Annotated in this window: 14 protein-coding genes and 2 pseudogenes; 1 reads left to right on the top strand and 15 read right to left on the bottom strand. The window is 58.4% G+C overall.

Going from position 1 to position 15,512, the window contains the following annotated elements; all coding sequences use genetic code 11:
* On the top strand, positions 1 to 97 hold a 97-nt coding region (locus CKW40_RS43480; protein ID WP_143748509.1), incomplete at its 5' end, for an IS3 family transposase.
* Between the two features lie 260 nt (positions 98 to 357).
* Here CKW40_RS43480 and CKW40_RS40770 read toward each other — a convergent pair.
* The 15 genes and pseudogenes from CKW40_RS40770 to nifD all read right to left on the bottom strand — a co-directional run bounded on the left by CKW40_RS40770 (position 358) and on the right by nifD (position 15,385).
* The gene (locus CKW40_RS40770) at positions 358 to 1,188 is read right to left on the bottom strand and encodes a 2OG-Fe(II)-dependent halogenase WelO5 family protein (RefSeq protein ID WP_095205209.1); all 831 of its coding nucleotides are present in this window, start codon (positions 1,186 to 1,188) and stop codon (positions 358 to 360) included.
* The gene (gene ectB, locus CKW40_RS40765; protein WP_095205208.1) at positions 1,181 to 2,437 is read right to left on the bottom strand and encodes a diaminobutyrate--2-oxoglutarate transaminase; all 1,257 of its coding nucleotides are present in this window, start codon (positions 2,435 to 2,437) and stop codon (positions 1,181 to 1,183) included. The genes CKW40_RS40770 and ectB overlap by 8 nt, the downstream gene beginning before the upstream one ends.
* Positions 2,438 to 2,876: 439 nt before the next feature.
* Positions 2,877 to 3,890 (bottom strand): annotated as a pseudogene (locus CKW40_RS40760) (1-aminocyclopropane-1-carboxylate deaminase).
* Positions 3,891 to 4,293: 403 nt separating this feature from the next.
* On the bottom strand, positions 4,294 to 4,551 hold the full coding sequence (locus CKW40_RS40755; RefSeq protein ID WP_244571520.1) for an exopolysaccharide production repressor protein: 258 nt from the start codon (positions 4,549 to 4,551) through the stop codon (positions 4,294 to 4,296).
* 34 nt (positions 4,552 to 4,585) lie between these two features.
* A pseudogene (gene fdxB, locus CKW40_RS40750) lies at positions 4,586 to 4,889 on the bottom strand (ferredoxin III, nif-specific).
* Positions 4,886 to 5,089, bottom strand: coding sequence for a CCE_0567 family metalloprotein (locus CKW40_RS40745; RefSeq protein ID WP_095205207.1), 204 nt, complete (start codon positions 5,087 to 5,089; stop codon positions 4,886 to 4,888). The pseudogene fdxB and the gene CKW40_RS40745 overlap by 4 nt, the downstream one beginning before the upstream one ends.
* 273 nt (positions 5,090 to 5,362) lie before the next feature.
* Entirely contained in the window at positions 5,363 to 5,824 is a 462-nt protein-coding gene (locus CKW40_RS40740) for a phasin family protein (protein WP_095205206.1), read from the bottom strand.
* Between the two features lie 681 nt (positions 5,825 to 6,505).
* Positions 6,506 to 7,393: a universal stress protein gene (locus tag CKW40_RS40735; protein ID WP_095205205.1), complete on the bottom strand. Its 888-nt coding sequence runs from the start codon at positions 7,391 to 7,393 to the stop codon at positions 6,506 to 6,508.
* Between the two features lie 101 nt (positions 7,394 to 7,494).
* Positions 7,495 to 8,199: a response regulator transcription factor gene (locus CKW40_RS40730; protein WP_244571519.1), complete on the bottom strand. Its 705-nt coding sequence runs from the start codon at positions 8,197 to 8,199 to the stop codon at positions 7,495 to 7,497.
* Positions 8,200 to 8,307: 108 nt separating this feature from the next.
* Positions 8,308 to 8,787 carry a NifX-associated nitrogen fixation protein gene (locus tag CKW40_RS40725; protein ID WP_095205204.1) on the bottom strand — a complete coding sequence of 160 codons (480 nt, stop codon included), beginning with the start codon at positions 8,785 to 8,787 and terminating at the stop codon, positions 8,308 to 8,310.
* Positions 8,788 to 8,803: 16 nt separating this feature from the next.
* Positions 8,804 to 9,301 carry a nitrogen fixation protein NifX gene (nifX, locus tag CKW40_RS40720; RefSeq protein ID WP_095205203.1) on the bottom strand — a complete coding sequence of 166 codons (498 nt, stop codon included), beginning with the start codon at positions 9,299 to 9,301 and terminating at the stop codon, positions 8,804 to 8,806.
* On the bottom strand, positions 9,267 to 10,649 hold the full coding sequence (gene nifN, locus CKW40_RS40715) for a nitrogenase iron-molybdenum cofactor biosynthesis protein NifN (protein ID WP_095205202.1): 1,383 nt from the start codon (positions 10,647 to 10,649) through the stop codon (positions 9,267 to 9,269). Before nifN ends, nifX begins: the two co-directional genes overlap by 35 nt.
* A gap of 9 nt (positions 10,650 to 10,658) precedes the next feature.
* Entirely contained in the window at positions 10,659 to 12,149 is a 1,491-nt protein-coding gene (nifE, locus tag CKW40_RS40710; RefSeq protein ID WP_095205210.1) for a nitrogenase iron-molybdenum cofactor biosynthesis protein NifE, read from the bottom strand.
* A gap of 62 nt (positions 12,150 to 12,211) precedes the next feature.
* The gene (gene nifK / locus CKW40_RS40705) at positions 12,212 to 13,753 is read right to left on the bottom strand and encodes a nitrogenase molybdenum-iron protein subunit beta (RefSeq protein WP_095205201.1); all 1,542 of its coding nucleotides are present in this window, start codon (positions 13,751 to 13,753) and stop codon (positions 12,212 to 12,214) included.
* Between the two features lie 129 nt (positions 13,754 to 13,882).
* On the bottom strand, positions 13,883 to 15,385 hold the full coding sequence (nifD, locus tag CKW40_RS40700) for a nitrogenase molybdenum-iron protein alpha chain (RefSeq protein WP_095205200.1): 1,503 nt from the start codon (positions 15,383 to 15,385) through the stop codon (positions 13,883 to 13,885).
* Between the last annotated feature and the right edge of the window lie 127 nt (positions 15,386 to 15,512).

The following is a 15,512-nucleotide window of genomic DNA, read 5'->3' as shown; positions in this document are numbered from 1 at the left end:
CGACTACATCGAGCGCTTCTACAACCCTCGGCGGAGGCACTCGACACTGGGCTATCTGAGCCCCGTGGAGTTCGAGGAACAAGCTATGTTAGCTTAACCTCGTGTCCGAAAAACCGGCAGCAGGCCAGAACTCTTGAACTACCTGACGTTTGAACTCGATGCTGTGCGCGCGATGAGCAATCATGGGCTTCCATCCTTCGAAAGCCCAGCTTCCAAGTCAATTCTGCTTGGTCAATCTGTCCGCTCCGAGGGGCGCACTCCACTCCTCTTCACCTTGACAGGGAACATCACAGGCTGAAAAAATAACTAAAGTTCCCCTTTTTCGAGGGATATGATACGTGGCTGCGACATCCAATGTCAGGTCCACCAGAGAATAAGATCCCGCCGCGCAAACCCGAAAAAGCTATTCAGCACAAGACGACGCTTTCCGATGCCTGATTGACCTGTAACTCCGTGAACGAATCCGCCGTCGATAAGGCCAATGTCCCCGGCCTTGAGCTGGAGGTCGCGAAAAGGAACGGTTTCAAGATAAGCCGCCGAATAGGGATAACCTGTAGCCTCCACACCCAGCGACTTTCGGTCGGTGACGGTCGGCTTGTAGCTCCAAAGCCGCAAATTTCCACCCTCTTCGGCCATGCTGGGATAGAAGTTGAGCGCTGCTACGATGTTGTTCGCCACCGCAGGAAGCTCGTCGTTCCCGGCATTTAGCACTTGAGCGACATCGTCGTGAGGCTCCAGGGAATACGTGCCCCCGCCAGACCAGCTAAGAGCGCGACAAATATTGGCCTCTCCATCCTCCGACCGTGCCAGTCGCAATTCAATGCCCTGATCGTGCAGTTCGTGCTTCAACGCGTTGAACAAACCACGGACCGGATCAATCAAATTGCCAAAAAGCGCTTCGACATGCAGTCTCGCATCTTTTGCCTCTGCGAAATAGGTGGATGCATCCTTCCTGTAGTGAGATGCGCCGACATATTCTCCTGGGACGCCATCTTTGCGCTCCTTGCGGCCAGGATTGCGAATAAAGTTAGCGGTGATCTCCTCCGCTACTTGCGAGCTGAATGCTTGCTTGATGTGCAGAGCGGTGATCTCGCCTTTCAGGACCGAGATGATTTCCGCAGCGCTGATCGACCCGGTTCGTTCTCTAATCGAAACAGGCGAGATGGCTGGCGCTTGATGATTAGTCATTGTTTTGCTCCTGTAGTGCGTGATCAAGGATGGCAATGGCGCGATCGAGTTCAACATCGGTGATCGTTATCGGCGGCAGAACTTTGATAACGTCGCGATTTGGCCCTGAAGATTCGATCAGCAAGCCATTTTCGAACGCGATATCGTGCACACGGCTCACAGCGGCCGATGAACGGCACTTGAGGCCGGCCATCAGACCGCGGCCGCGCTTCTGTTCAATGCATTTGGGAAATTTCGCAATAAGGCTGTCGAGGTGCGTTTGCAGCTTGACGGCTGTCCGCTCGACGCCTGCGGTAAATTGTGTATCTGACCACATTTTGCACATAGCCCCTGCCGTCACGAAGGCGAAATTGTTGCCTCTGAAGGTCCCGCTATGTTCTCCAGGATTCCATATGTCCATATCGGGGCGAATAAGAACAATGGAGAATGGACTACCTGAACCGCTCAGTGACTTGGAAAGGCACACTATGTCGGGTTCAATTTTCGCGAACTCGAATGAGAAAAAATCGCCCGTGCGACCCGCACCTGCTTGAATGTCGTCGACGATCAAAACAACGCCGTACTTACGGCAAATGCGCTGAATTTCTGTGAGCCAAGCTGCGGATGCGGCGTGCATCCCGCCTTCTGCCTGGATAGTCTCCAGAATGATCGCGGCGGGCTTTTCTATGCCGCTTCCCGGATCGCCCAGAACGCAGTCGATGTAACTCGCTGAATCGAAAGCGTTGTTCGAATAGCCATCATACGGAACACGTATCACATCGTGGCGAGCAACGCCGCCTAACTCCCTGGTTGATGCTGAACCCGACACCGCCAGAGAGCCGAGTGACATGCCGTGGAACGCATTTGTGAAGGCCATGACGTTCGAGCGGCCGGTGTATTTTCGCGCCAGCGCCAGCGCCGCTTCGTTGGCATTTGTGCCGGTCGGCCCAGGAAACTGTATCTTATACAAAAGCCCTCTGGGTTTGAGAATCGACTCGACAAACGCCTCAATGAAGTCACGCTTTGCCGCAGTATACATGTCAAGGGACAATAGAATGTTCCCGCCGACGAGATATTCGATTGCTGGCGCAATAATGGTCGGATTGTTGTGTCCGTAGTTGAGCGCGCCGGACCCTACAAGAAAATCGATAAACGGCTTGCCGGACTCGTCCCAGATTGTCGCCCCAAGCGCCTTCGTAAAGACTGCGGGAAACGACCGCCCATAGCGACGAACGTTGGACTCATGAGCCATGAAGATGTCGGTATTCATGTTAGGGTTCCCTTGAATTTAGGCGTCGCATTTAACGAGAGGTGACTAGAGTGTTTGGTTGGGGTCGGTTGTTCTTTCATTTCCTAGAAGATTGGATCAGTCCGGACGGGATCAGGACGGTCGGTGATTTCCGACAATCTGGTTTGTAATGCCGACTTGCTCGGGCAAAAGGTATTCGCCACACAATGGAGATAGGGCTTGCGCGGCAGCTCACCGTTGCTCTGCGTTCCAATATCTAGATTTTTCGGGCACACGTTGATACTACGGCATCTGGTAGTTGACGCACTTGCTTGTGGCCCACCCGCTTGCCTGCCAATCAGATCAGGCAATCAGACCACAAGTTTAGCGTCAGCGGCGGGTCATGGCGCTTCTGCCATACAGCAAGCATGTGTCGGTATCGCCGGCATGGCGGGGCGGCGTAATCGCAATCTGTCGAGCGTCAGCCGTCGCGGAAGGTGTAGCCATACCCGTTGATAGCCGGTGCGCCGCCGAGATGCGCGTAAAGGATCCTCGACCCTTCCGGAAAGAAGCCTTTCTGGACGAGGTCGATCATCCCTTGCATCGATTTGCCTTCTTAAACGGGATCGGTAATCATGCCCTCGAGCCGCGCACACAGGCGGATCGCCTCCTTGGTTTCCTGGGACGGAATGCCATAACGCGGGTATGCGTAGTTCTCCAGCAACACCACGTCATCCTCGACAGGTTCCGTTCCGAGCTCGACGAGCGCTGCTGTGTGTTGGGCAATGCTGAGCACTTGCGCCTTGGTCTTTTCGGGCGTGGCAGAAGCATCGATACCGATCACTTTGCGCTGTCGGTTATCTTCTGCGAACCCGACGAGCATGCCGGCATGCGTTGAACCGGTAACGGTGCAAACGACAATGTAGTCGAAAGCAAACCCAAGTTGTTTCTCTTGGGCGCGCACCTCCTCCGCGAAGCCCACATAGCCCAGACCGCCATTGGGGTGGACAGAGGCGCCGGCGGGTATCGCATATGGTCTGCCACCCCTCGCCTTGACCTCATAGAGCGCTTTTTCCCAACTGTGGCGGATGCCGATGTCAAAGCCCGCGTCGACCAGGCGCACCTCTGCTCCCATGATGCGGCTCAAGAGAATATTGCCGACCCGGTCATAGACGGCATCCTCATGGGGAACCCAGCTCTCCTGAACCAGGAGGCATTTCATGCCGATCTTGGCGGCAACCGCGGCGACCATGCGGGTATGGTTGGATTGCACGCCGCCGATGGTGACGAGCGTGTCGGCATCCGACGCGATCGCATCGGGGACGATGTATTCGAGCTTGCGCAGCTTGTTTCCGCCGAATGCGAGACCTGAGTTGCAGTCCTCGCGTTTGGCGTGAATTTCCACCTTGCCCCCGAGATGCCTGCCGAGGCGTTCGAGCTTCTCGATGGGCGTGGGTCCAAAGGTGAGCGGGTAGCGTTCGAACTTTTCCAGCATGTTTTCTCCATCAACGGTGATCGAGCTGAGACCAGCTTCGATCGGTCATTCGAAGGGGCCGTTTATTGAAGCCAGCTATGCTCTTGGACGTTGCAGAAGAGCCTCATCATACTTTCGAGCCCGCCTCGTCATGATCGAGACGAAGCAACTCGCATGCCGGCGTTCTGTGACGGCTATTGTGTGTGTGCGGTACAAAACAGCTGCCTCTCCCGCCGTTGGACGGTCCAGGATGCGGTCACCTCTGCCATTTCAAGCGCACCCATTTGAACGATTAGCTTACTGCCCCTGGTTGACCCAAAGTGGCGTGAGATTGACGTTTGAGCTTGTCATTGCGCAACAGAGCAGCGATGTGCCACCCATCGAAACGAGCTGAGGCACATTCGAAGGTGCATCTCTCATCTCGTCATGGTCTGACGGCTGGTTTCGAACTTCCTTTCCCTGTCGAAATGCTCAATCCTTTTTCACCCGCTCTAGAAGCGCGGCTGGACTGCCAGACCAGGAAGAGCACGCTTGCAAAGTAGACCACCTGAAGCAGCAGCGAGCAGGCCAGCGTGGTAAGGATTGCAAGACGGATAGAATGTGAGCCGAAGTAGACAGTCGCGGCGTTGCTGCAGAGAACCAGCACCAGCACACGAAAAAAGGTTCTAAAAGGCAACGCCATTCTCCTCGTTTGTCTCGTCATGTCATGCCGCAACCTAGTCGGCCGCGACGTGGGTCTGACAGTTCTTTGGGCAGACGCGAGCGCAGGCTCCGCAGCCAATGCAGCGGCCGGCATGGTCGACCACCATGATCATGCGATTGAGCTCGCCATCGAAGTCATCGTCCTCACCGTTGCGGGCGCCGAGGATTTCACCGGCATCATCGACGCCGTAAAGGAGTGACCTCGCGCGAGCAGACCTTGAAACAGCGGCCGCAGCCGATGCAGGTCGTGCCATCGATAGCGGTCAGATACTGCGGCATCCAATAGGAACCATCGCGAGTGACGAAAGTGCCGCTCATCGTGAACTCTCAAACACGGCGAGATCTCTCTTGGCAGCATCCAACTCGGCAAACACGTCGAACGTTTTTTCGGCGACCGCCTTGATCTCGGTCCAGTTTACCGGGAGGTCTTCAGCCAGGTCGTGCAATTCCATCTTCGCATTTCCCGCGCGCGATTGCAGTTTGCGGACTTTTCTCTGCAGCTCATCAAACCCTGACATGATCCCATTCCTCGAAAATCACTCATCGCCCTAAGGCCGGGCGGGGACGGCAGCAGTCGCATAGGACCAGTTTCGTGCCGGCCTCCGGCGCGCTCCGAGGCCTCGGCATGGCGGACCAACGGGCACCTGGCGAAGGGTTTCAACCGAACGGCCAACCGCCGACCATCAAGAAACATGCGCCCGATTGCATCCACGGCTCATCTCCATCATCGGGGGCGCCATCAGAGCCGGCGCTACGGAGTCGAAGAAGGTGACCTTTGAGTGCCGCCAGCATCACGTCGCCTCGAAATCAGTCAAAGCTTTCTCCAAGCCGTCGTTGATCGGCCTGGCGAGGTTCGCTGCCGCCATGATGGTGAGCGCTTGGAACTGCCTGGCCTGCTCCACACACATCTCCGCACTCTGGCGCAAGAAGTTCGACTGCAGCTCGATAGCCTCCGACGGAGCCTTCGCGCCACCCAACGCCTGCAGATGCGAGAAGGCGGTCTCGGTATTGGTCCGCAATAGAGCGACCGTCTCCAGCGACAGTTCGTTGCCGACGGCTCCTGCGCTTTGGAATATGGTTCTGAGCATTCTGCCGGCGTCCTCTGCATCCGACGCAAATTCGACAAGAGCTCCTGTCGACTGCCCGCTCTTTTCTTCGGCTGCTGCATCGAGATGACCCGAGGTTTTGAGGTTCATCGCGAGGACGCAGGCAGTTCGATTCTTTTCGTCAGCTTTGTCGTCGATCCTGGCCATTTCGCTTTTCCTTCTGCCCGACCATTGCCCCCGTGGCCAAGCTCTTTGCTTAGCCCCAAGTGCTCCATTCAACTGAACTGGCGGGAGCCGACCTTTCGTATGTCCGCGCACTGTTGATTTTTTCGTCTCACGCGATGAGGCAGCCCCAAAAATCAGTCTTACGCACGCGATGCATTTGCACCATATCACAGAAGACAAGCGATATGCTGAATTGTTGTGTTAAATTCTCGACGCAATACTTTAATCGTTCTTTCATACTATAGATAAATCCATTTGATGTATCATGTTAATGGTCGCGTGTTTATTACGGAGAGAGCGATACGCCCAGTTGCAGACAAACCTTTGGCCAGCCTCAACACCAGAGAAAGGGAAGTATCCCGCGCATTCAGTTCGGCTTAGAGCGAATGTCCTGATGTAAAGACGGCAAGGCGCAAGGCTGGTTTCAACGCATCTCCGAGCCTCCGCTATGGAGTGGATCTCCCTAGTGTCCTGACCTGATGACAGCTCGGAGAAAGTCGCGGCGAACGAGTGCGCACGAAGCCTCGCGGATTGCAGCACACTCACGTTGCCCGGCCAGGCCACGCCACGATGCCACTCTCGGTCGATAAGCCAATGCATCTGCAAGCGGACCTGCGGCATCAGGCGCACAAGGAACGGTTCTCATGAGCGATCCGAACCTGGTCAGCGGGCCAGAAACAGCGGCAAAGCCGGCTCCCCAACGATCCATCTCGTCACGCCGCCAAAGAGCCGCTCGCGCAGCCGGCGGCTTCCGTAAGCGCCGATGACGATCATGTCGGCGGACGTATCGATTGCGTGCTGCGCGAGCACGGTGGCCGGCGGTTTGCCGGCACTGGGCAGCAGATCAACCGACACCCGAGCACCATGCCGAGCAAGATAGGCAGCGATGTCGGCTCCTGGCTTCGCGCCGTTCCCATTGTAGTTCGCCTTTGGATCTACGAGGGCGACACGAACTTCCTCAGCATCGGACAGGAGCTCCAACGCTTGCCCAACCGCCCGGGACGCCTCGGGTCGCGAATCCCAGCCGACCAGGACGCGGCGTGGCGACATAGTCGCTTTAGCGCCCTTCGGCACCACAAGCACCGGCTTTCCCGTATCGAACAAGCTGCCGTTGATGACGAGAGGTCCAAGATTATTCTCGTTGAGAAGAGCGGGGCCGATGATTGTCAGGTCGGCGCAGAGCGCCCGCTGTCGCACCGCCTCCCCAACGCTGGCCTGAGCGCAGTAGTCGGTATCGACATCACAGCAAAGCCGCATGGCTCCTAGCAGCCTCTGAATTTCCCTGGCTGTTTTTTCCAGTATGGCCATGTCGTGCGAGAATGTCTCGATTTGCCTATACCGTTTTTCGAGTTGGGCGATAGCCTGGGTGCGTTCTCTAGGCCACTCGAGGATGCCATCGCCGAGCAGCGGAGTCGCCATAATGAGCGCCGGAGGCGACATCACCAGAACCGAAAGATACGCACCAATTTCGGCACACAAAGTAGCAGCTATTCTGACGTCCTGATCGCAATGGTTCGACCCTGTTACATTGAGTATGCTTTTAAAAGCCATTTGACTGTTTCTTTCCAAAAATGTTCTTTAGGTGGGTTTCAAAGCCGCGACACTTGGCCTGCCGACGGCCGAGATGGGGAATGGCAGCAGCCGTTATCCATTCACCCGTCCATCTCCTCGAGTGAGTAGCCGGCCGATCTGACCGTACGAATGACGCAGCGAGGCGAGGTATCCTTCAGCGCTTTTCTGAGCCGGCTGATATGGACATCGACGGTGCGTGCACCGACATGGATATTGGGCGGCCAGGCCGCGCCGATCAGCTCGTCCCGCGTGAAGACCTTGCCGGGAGTCCCTAACAGCAGCCGAAGCAAGTTGAATTCGATCGGCCCGAGATGGATGTCGTGGCCATTGCCACGGACACGGTGGGCATCGAGCTTCATCTCAAGGCCGCTACAGGAGAGCCAGCCGCCGTTTTCAACCCCGTTCGAACCCCGCTTCGGCAGCGCCAGCTTCGCCCGAAGACAGTCGAGCAGCTTGGCAGGAGCGATCGGCCGCACAAAACTCTCATCAATGCCTGCCTTCAGGAGACCGAGGTGCTGGTTCTCGGCACCCGGCGCGATCAGGGCAATAACGGGCAGGCCGCAGGTCCGAGGGTCCCGCTTGAGCCGGGCGCAGATTGCAGACCCGGTGATGCTCGCGGGTCCGCAGTCAAGCACCACCGCCTGGAATTCCCGTTCCTCGGCCAATGCAAGTGCTTCCTTCGCGCCGCCTGCCGGCTCAGTGGTAAAGCCGTCCACCTCCAGTGTGTGGCTGAGGAACATGTAAAGTTCGGCATCTTGCGAACAGATAAGGACGAGTGGCTTCATCAGGGCTACCCCCAGGAACCGCATCGGCCTCGAGCCGCGCCGGTTGAGTGGACTGACATTGCAGCTCCTCAAGGCCTGACATGACCCTTTGCTCGAAACTCGGTTCCATCACGCCCGTGCCACGTCGGGATAGGATTCGATGGCGGTGATCGCGTCGCCGGCCAGTTTCGTACCGGTTGCGGCGAGCTTCCAGAACGTCTCGAAGCCGAACCGGTGGACGTCGCGCAGTGTCTTTGAGAGAAGGACCAGCCGTCCGGCCGTGAAGAGCACGCGCCCGAAGCCCTCGTGGCCAACCTCCATCATCGGCGATGCCATCAGGCCGCAGCGCTCCTCGATCGCAAGCCCGACGGCGGCGTAGAACTTGTCCAGCCTCCACAGCACGTCCGGATCGGGATTTCCGATGATCGGGATCGCACGGCGCTGGTCCTTGGTAAGGATGAAGTCGGCCAGAAGCTCGGCATCTGGTTTACCTTCCCATGATCCGTATGAATCCTGAGCACGGATCAGCCTCACCAGGCATTTAACGAACGGGGTGGCGAGGGCCGCCTCGTCCTGCGCCACAGCTGCGCTAATCGCGACGTCCGACATGTCACTGTTCCTCATCTCAGTCCTCCTCCTCGAAGGATGGCTTCTTTTCAGCGACGCCTGCCTCGGCCAGCACCTTGCGCAGCCAAGGGGGAGGACAGGTTCTCAGCATCATCTGTGTGCGCAACAGCACCTCTTGAATGCTTTGGGGCTGCGGCACCTTGATGGGATGGATTTTTGCCGAAACGACCTTGGCCGCCGAAGGTCCGCCGATCGCCAAACAAAACAGCAGATGACAGCCCTTCAGGGACTCCACCTTTGGCGTGGTACGATCATCGCCCTCGCTCTGATGCTTCCCGCTCTGGTCGGAAACATCGTCGAAGGCCACGGCTTCCACGAGACTCCATTCCTCGCGCGTCACGTCGTAGATAGCAAAGCGCCTTGCAGATCCGAAATGCGCATTGAGGTCCTTCATGTCTTGCGTAGCTATTGCCACGCGCAATGCGCCCGCTGGTCGTGCCCTCAGGGGACTGTTAATTTCGTCAGTGACGAGTGAGAGGCGACGGACGGGGGCCATCTGGCGTTTCTCGCTTACCGAGTGGATAGAGCGCCTCAGGCGTCGGCGCCTGGCGGTTAGCCTGGAAAATGTTGGCAACCTCGAAAACCAGGTCGCGGGTGCCCTGATAGAGGATTGTGAGCTTGTGTTGGCTGCCGAGCCGGTCGAAGACGGGGAAGCCGACACGCATGAGGGGAATGCCGAGGCGCTCTGCCGCCTGGCGTCCGTGCGAATGGGTGACGAGAAGATCGGCACTGGCGCCAAGAGTTTCCAGATCGCCGAGATCGCCGACCTGAACCGACTGCGCCGGTACTTTTTCCAGAATTTTCGACATATCGGTCGTAGTGACCGCTGCGGCGATTTCGCATCCCATGCCGATGAAGAAAGTTGCGAGTTGGTAGAGTTGGTCTGGTTCAGCTGCGATCGCAATTTTCTTGCCTCCGAAGTGGAAATGTCCGTCGAGCAACGCATCCTGCAATTGTGCCCGGCGGCGGCGCACACCTGCCGGCACAGGCTCACCCGAGATCGCCGACAAGAGCGAGACGAACCGGTCGGTGCTCTTCAATCCGGTCAGCGACTGAAACAGCACGTAAGGCACGCCGGTCACCTTCTGCAGCACGTCCGCCGGGCAACGCATGTGCTCGCCTATGGCGATGCAGTACTGGGCTGTGCCAAGCTCGCGGATATCCTCTACGTTGGTGCCGCCATAGGTGGTCGTGACCCAGCGGTCGGGCACGGTGCCGTCGAGCGAGCCGGAGAGGTCGGGCAGGATCACCGGCGCAAGTCCGAAGGTTTCAATCATGTCGCGCAAATGCTCGATGTCAGCCACGGTGAGGTTCCAGCCGGGGAGGATTGCGATCTTCTTCGACTGCCGCACCTGCTCGCCAGGCCGGGTAAGCCGCTCGATCATCGCGGTGACTGCCTTGGCCCAGCCTTCTTCTATGGCTCCTTCGAAATCCGGCGTATTGGCCAGCACGATCTCGGTGCCTGGGAGGTCTTGCGAGCGTTTCAGCCTGATGTCTGCGACGTCTCCTGCTGAAGCTTCGCCACGGGTTTCGACCAGCGCCGTCGTGCAGACCCCGATCAGCTTCGGCTTCGTGCGAGCCTTGATGTTGAGGATCGCCTCTTCAAGATTGTCCGCCCCGCCGAGGATCGTCGTGACCTCGTCCATCGCGGTGGTCTGCAGCGGGATGGCTTCCTTGAAATGCCGTACCAGGAGCACAAGCGCGAAGCTGGTGCAGCCTTGGCTGCCATGGAACAGCGGCATCGCGCCGTCGACCCCAAGAAAGGCCAAGGCGGCCCCCAGGGGCTGCGACGACTTCAGCGGATTGACCGCGGCTGATTTGGTCTGGGAAAGGATGCGGGACATCTTCTTTCCTCAACGTTCGCCGAAATCGCCGACCGTCGGGCCGTCGATTTCTTCGGCAGCCTGCAAGGTCGCAACCTTGCTCTTGGCGCCAGGCACTTCGTCTTTCACACGAGCCTGCCAATCCCACGGGGTTGGTTCGCGCACCTGGTGCCAGATCGGGTTGTGAATGGCGAGGTCGATCTGGCGTACGAGTTCCACTATGCCGTCATAGCCGGCATAAGGATGCTGGCGTTCTTGGTTGATATCGAGCCAGGGCGTCTTGGCCTTGAGCGCAATGAATTGCGTACGCCCGCCAGACAACATGATATCGGCCTTTTGTTCTGAGAGCATGGCATAGAGATCGCGTGCCGGCATCTGCTCGAACATGTGGTTGTCGTCCTTGAGGATCTGTTTGATGCGCTGCTTGTCTTCGAGCGTGGATTTTTTTACCGAGGTGCCGGCGATCTCGATGCCGATCTCCGTCAGCGCGTGAACGAGTGACCATGACTTGACACCACCGGTATTGAGCAGCACGCGCTTGCCTTGAAGCCGCGGCCGGTAAGCCTCGAGCTTCTTCCACCCAATCGCCTCCTCTTGTGCAATCAGGGTCTCCGTGCGGTCGAGGATCTGTCGATCGGCGCCTTTCCTCACCAGCAGCTCAACAATTTTGCGAAGCGCTTCGGAGGTATCGGTGATGCCGTAGAAGGAGCCTTCGAAGAACGGAATGTCCCAGCGCTCCTCCATCTTGCGGCCAAGGTTGATGAGTGCGGTCGAGCACACCATCATAGTCGCCCGGGCGCGGTGAGCCGACGCAACGTCGACGTATCGCGCGTCGCCCGGAATGCAGGCGCGCACCCTGATGCCAAGCCGATCGAGCAGCGGCTTAACCAGCCAGAACTCACCGGATAGGTTGAATTCGCCAAGGATATTGATGTCGTGGGGCCCGGCGTCGTCGGGTTCAACGGTGCCGATGACGTGTTCCAGCAACGCCTCGCCGGCGAGCTTGTTGCCGAGGTTCTTGGACCCGGCCAGGCCGGGCGCATTGATCGGCACCACGGCCAAGCCGAATTTTTCCGCCGCGCGCTTGCAGACAGTCTCGATGTCGTCGCCGATCAGCGCCGTTACGCAAGTCGAGTAGACGAAGATTGCCGGCGGCGCATATGCCTCTTTGATCTCGCGGATCGCTTTGAAAAGCTTGCGTTCCCCCTGCCCCATCACGATGTCGAGTTCGGTGAGATCGGTGGTGAAGCTAGTGCGCCACAGCGTCGGCCCGGACGAAGCCGAGCCACGGTTGTCCCAGGAATTGCCCTCGCATGCGAGCGGACCATGGACCAGGTGCGCAACGTCGGTGATCGGCTGCAGCACGATCTTGGCGCCATCGAAGGCGCAGCCGCCGGCTGCCGCTCCCGGTGTCAGCGGCTTTGAGCAGCCCTGTTTGCGCGCCTTGGGATCTTTGCCACGGTTCTTATCGCAGGCGGGCTCGTTGAAGACGTCCTGGATTTTGGCATTGAGCGAGAGCATTGCGTCGGTCTCCAAATTCCATCGGAAGACGGCCGGTCTCGGCGGAAAGCCGGCCGCCGGTCTTAGCGGGTGAGGTCGTAAGAATAGTCCGTCACGCCCGTCTCGCCCGTCTCGCGATCGAGCTTGTCGAAGATCTTGTCGAGGATCGCCGTCAGCACGCGCAGCCCGCCCTGGTAGCCCATGAGCGCAAAGCGATGGTGATGGTGCCGGTCGAAGATCGGAAATGTCAGCCGTATCAGCGGCGTGCCGGTGTCGCGCTCCAGATACTTGCCATGGGAATTGCCGATCAGCAGGTCCACCGGCTCGGTAAACAGCAGCGACCGCATCGCCCACAGGTCCTTGCCTGGCCAGACTTGGGCGTCCTTGCCTAGGGGCGAGGATGCAAGCAGTTCCTTCACCTCGGCTCCCCACGCCGATGTGCCGTTGGTGGCGAGGCAATGTGTGGGCTCGCCGCCGGTTTCCATGACGAAGCGGGCCATGGCGTAGACGAAGTCCGGATCGCCGTAGATCGCGTATTTCTTGCCGTGCAGCCAGGACTGGCTGTCGGCCATGGCGTCAACTAATCGGCCGCGCTCCAGGCGGATTGTCTCGGGGATCTCCTTGCCGGAAATCGCCGAGAGCTTCATCAGCAATTCGTCGGTCGCCTGGACGCCGAGCGGATAATGGAACGAGGCTGTCGCCTGCCCGACTTCCTCGCAATAGGCGAGCGTTTTTCGGGTGTTGTAACGCTGTAGCGAAAGTGTCGCCTCGGCGTTGAGTGCCTTCTTCACGTCTTCAATCTTCGTGCCGCCGTCGTACATGCGGTATTCGCCGTCCGACGGCGTGTCGAACTGGTCAGAGGCGTCCTGGATGAAGGTATAGGACACGCCCATCACATCGAGTAGGCGCTTGAGTTCCCGATTGTTGCCGACGCAGAAGCCGTCGAAGCCCGGGATGATGTTGATGGTTCCCCTGACTTGACTGCGCTGCTGACCTTTCCAGAAGTGCTCCAGAATGCCCTTGACCATGCCGTCATAGCCATCGACATGGCTGCCGACGAAAGCCGGCGTATGGGCAAAGGGCACGTCGAAATCGCGCGGGACGGAATTTTCGTCCTTGGCATTCTCGATGAAGCTGTGCAGGTCGTCGCCAATGACCTCCGCCATACAAGTCGTGGAGACGGCGATCATCTTCGGGTCATAGAGTTGGTAGGTGTTGGCGAGCCCATCGACCAAGTTCTTCAGGCCGCCGAATACCGCCGCATCTTCAGTCATCGAGGAGGAAACTGCAGAAGCGGGCTCCTTGAAATGGCGCGACAGGTGCGAGCGGTAGTAGGCCACGCAGCCCTGGCTGCCATGGACAAAGGACATGGTCCGCTCGAAGCCCGCGGCTGCGAACACCGCGCCCAGCGGCTGGCAGGCCTTGGCGGGGTTCACCACAAGCGCTTTGCGGGCGAGGTTCTTCTCGCGGTATTCCCAGGTCTTGGTGAATTCACGTTGATCGGTAACGAGCTCATCAGGGTGCGGACATTCGAAATTGAGCTTCTTCTCGGCGAGCATCTGCCTATATTCCGGCTCGCGAAACAGAGGAGCGTGATCGAGAATTTTTTCAGCCGACTGCGGCATTGATGGTCACCTCTTTTTCATCTGACCGCCCTATGGCGGTTCAGGAACGTCGAGCGTTTCAGGTCTCCCGCGGATCGCGGGCGCAGGCATTCATCGTCTCCGTTGGGGAGACCAGGCTTGGGGCAAGTCTTATTCGGCAGCCCTCGCCTGCCCGATGGGCGCGGCGTCTTTCCAAGGGGCATCGAACAGGCCCCAGACTGGGTTGTTGATGGCAAGGTCGACGTCGCGCGCGAAAATGGCAAAGCCGTCATAGCCGTGATACGGCCCGGAATAGTCCCAGGAGTGCATCTGGCGGAATGGTATGCCCATCTTCTGAACCGGGTATTTTTCCTTGATGCCCGAGCCAACAAGATTAGGGCGAACCCCCTCGATGAACTTCTCCAACTCGTAGCCGGTCACGTCATCATAAATCAGCGTCCCGTCCTTCACGTAATGACCGGTGCGCTGATAATCGTCGCCGTGGGCGAACTCGTAGCCGGTGCCCACGATCACCATGCCGAGATCCTCGTAGGCCGTAATGACGTGACGGGGACGCAGCCCGCCGACATAGAGCATCACCGTATTGCCTTCGAGGCGCGGCCAGTACTTGGCGATAATGGCATCAACGAATGGTTTGTACTTGGCGATGACTTGTTCGGCCTTCTCCTCGATTTCAGGCCCAAAATGCTTGGCTATCTTGCGCAGCGAGGCTTCGATTTGCGAGGGGCCGAAGAAATTGTACTCCATCCACGCGACGCCATACTTTTCCTCCATATGCCGGCAGATGTAGTTCATCGACCGGTAGCAATGGATGAGATTGAGCTTCGCCTTCGGCGCACGCTCTATTTCGGCGAGCGTAGCGTCGCCTGACCAGTTGCCGATCACGCGCAGCCCTATCTCCTCAAGCAGGATGCGCGAGGCCCAGGCGTCGCCGCCGATATTGTAGTCGCCGATGACGTTGACGTCGTAAGGACCGGCGTCGAATTGGACCTCCTTCTTCTCGAAGACCCAATCACGGATCGAATCGTTGGCGATGTGGTGGCCAAGCGACTGCGAGACGCCGCGGAAGCCCTCGCAGCGCACCGGCACAATCGTCTTTTCGAACTCCTTGGCCTTGTTGCGGGACACGGCTTCTGTGTCGTCGCCAATCAGGCCAATCGGACACTCCGACTGCACGGTCATGCCGTTGTTGAGGGGAAACAGTTCCTCGATCTCGTCGATGATCTGTTCCAACTTCTTGTCGCCGCCGAACACAATGTCCTTCTCCTGGAAGTCGGAGGTGAACTGCATTGTCCCGAAGGTGTCGATGCCCGTCGTACCGACATAGTAGTTGCGGCGCTGCGACCAGGAATAATGCCCGCAGCCGACGGGACCGTGCGAGATATGAACCATATCCTTGACTGGCCCCCAAACCACACCTTTGGAGCCGGCATAGGCGCAGCCGCGGATCGTCATCACGCCCGGAATGGACTTGATGTTCGACTTGACGTCGCATTCCGAGACGAGCTCGCCTTCCTCCTCAGCCTCTTCTCCGCTCTTGGCGACGCTAAGGTGCTTTTTGCGGCGCTTGGCCGCCTTGTCTGGATATTGCGAGAGCACCTCCTCGATAAGCTTGGCATGGAGAGCACCGTCATTCTCGTATTCGAGGCTCATGGGACCCCTTTCCAGGATTGTTGGGTGACGCCTCACCGAGGAGACGCGGTTTGTCTAAACGCGCGCCGCCCGGTTTAGGGCGGCGCGTGCCGGCAGCGGTGTGGTTAGAGGGCCGCCGCCTTCGCCG

It is taken from the genome of Mesorhizobium carmichaelinearum, assembly GCF_900199455.1.
Lineage (GTDB): Bacteria > Pseudomonadota > Alphaproteobacteria > Rhizobiales > Rhizobiaceae > Mesorhizobium > Mesorhizobium carmichaelinearum.
The sequence above is the reverse complement of the archived record's forward strand: the minus strand, read 5'-3'. Positions and strand labels throughout refer to the sequence as shown.

Excerpts from the sequence above, each read along its gene's own strand:
- CKW40_RS40770 (WP_095205209.1), bottom strand. The coding sequence starts at position 1,188 with ATGACTAATCATCAAGCGCCAGCCATCTCGCCTGTTTCGATTAGAGAA.
- ectB (WP_095205208.1), bottom strand. The coding sequence starts at position 2,437 with ATGAATACCGACATCTTCATGGCTCATGAGTCCAACGTTCGTCGCTAT.
- CKW40_RS40755 (WP_244571520.1), bottom strand. The coding sequence starts at position 4,551 with ATGGCGTTGCCTTTTAGAACCTTTTTTCGTGTGCTGGTGCTGGTTCTC.
- CKW40_RS40745 (WP_095205207.1), bottom strand. The coding sequence starts at position 5,089 with ATGTCAGGGTTTGATGAGCTGCAGAGAAAAGTCCGCAAACTGCAATCG.
- CKW40_RS40740 (WP_095205206.1), bottom strand. The coding sequence starts at position 5,824 with ATGGCCAGGATCGACGACAAAGCTGACGAAAAGAATCGAACTGCCTGC.
- CKW40_RS40735 (WP_095205205.1), bottom strand. The coding sequence starts at position 7,393 with ATGGCTTTTAAAAGCATACTCAATGTAACAGGGTCGAACCATTGCGAT.
- CKW40_RS40730 (WP_244571519.1), bottom strand. The coding sequence starts at position 8,199 with ATGAAGCCACTCGTCCTTATCTGTTCGCAAGATGCCGAACTTTACATG.
- CKW40_RS40725 (WP_095205204.1), bottom strand. The coding sequence starts at position 8,787 with ATGTCGGACGTCGCGATTAGCGCAGCTGTGGCGCAGGACGAGGCGGCC.
- nifX (WP_095205203.1), bottom strand. The coding sequence starts at position 9,301 with ATGGCCCCCGTCCGTCGCCTCTCACTCGTCACTGACGAAATTAACAGT.
- nifN (WP_095205202.1), bottom strand. The coding sequence starts at position 10,649 with ATGTCCCGCATCCTTTCCCAGACCAAATCAGCCGCGGTCAATCCGCTG.
- nifE (WP_095205210.1), bottom strand. The coding sequence starts at position 12,149 with ATGCTCTCGCTCAATGCCAAAATCCAGGACGTCTTCAACGAGCCCGCC.
- nifK (WP_095205201.1), bottom strand. The coding sequence starts at position 13,753 with ATGCCGCAGTCGGCTGAAAAAATTCTCGATCACGCTCCTCTGTTTCGC.
- nifD (WP_095205200.1), bottom strand. The coding sequence starts at position 15,385 with ATGAGCCTCGAATACGAGAATGACGGTGCTCTCCATGCCAAGCTTATC.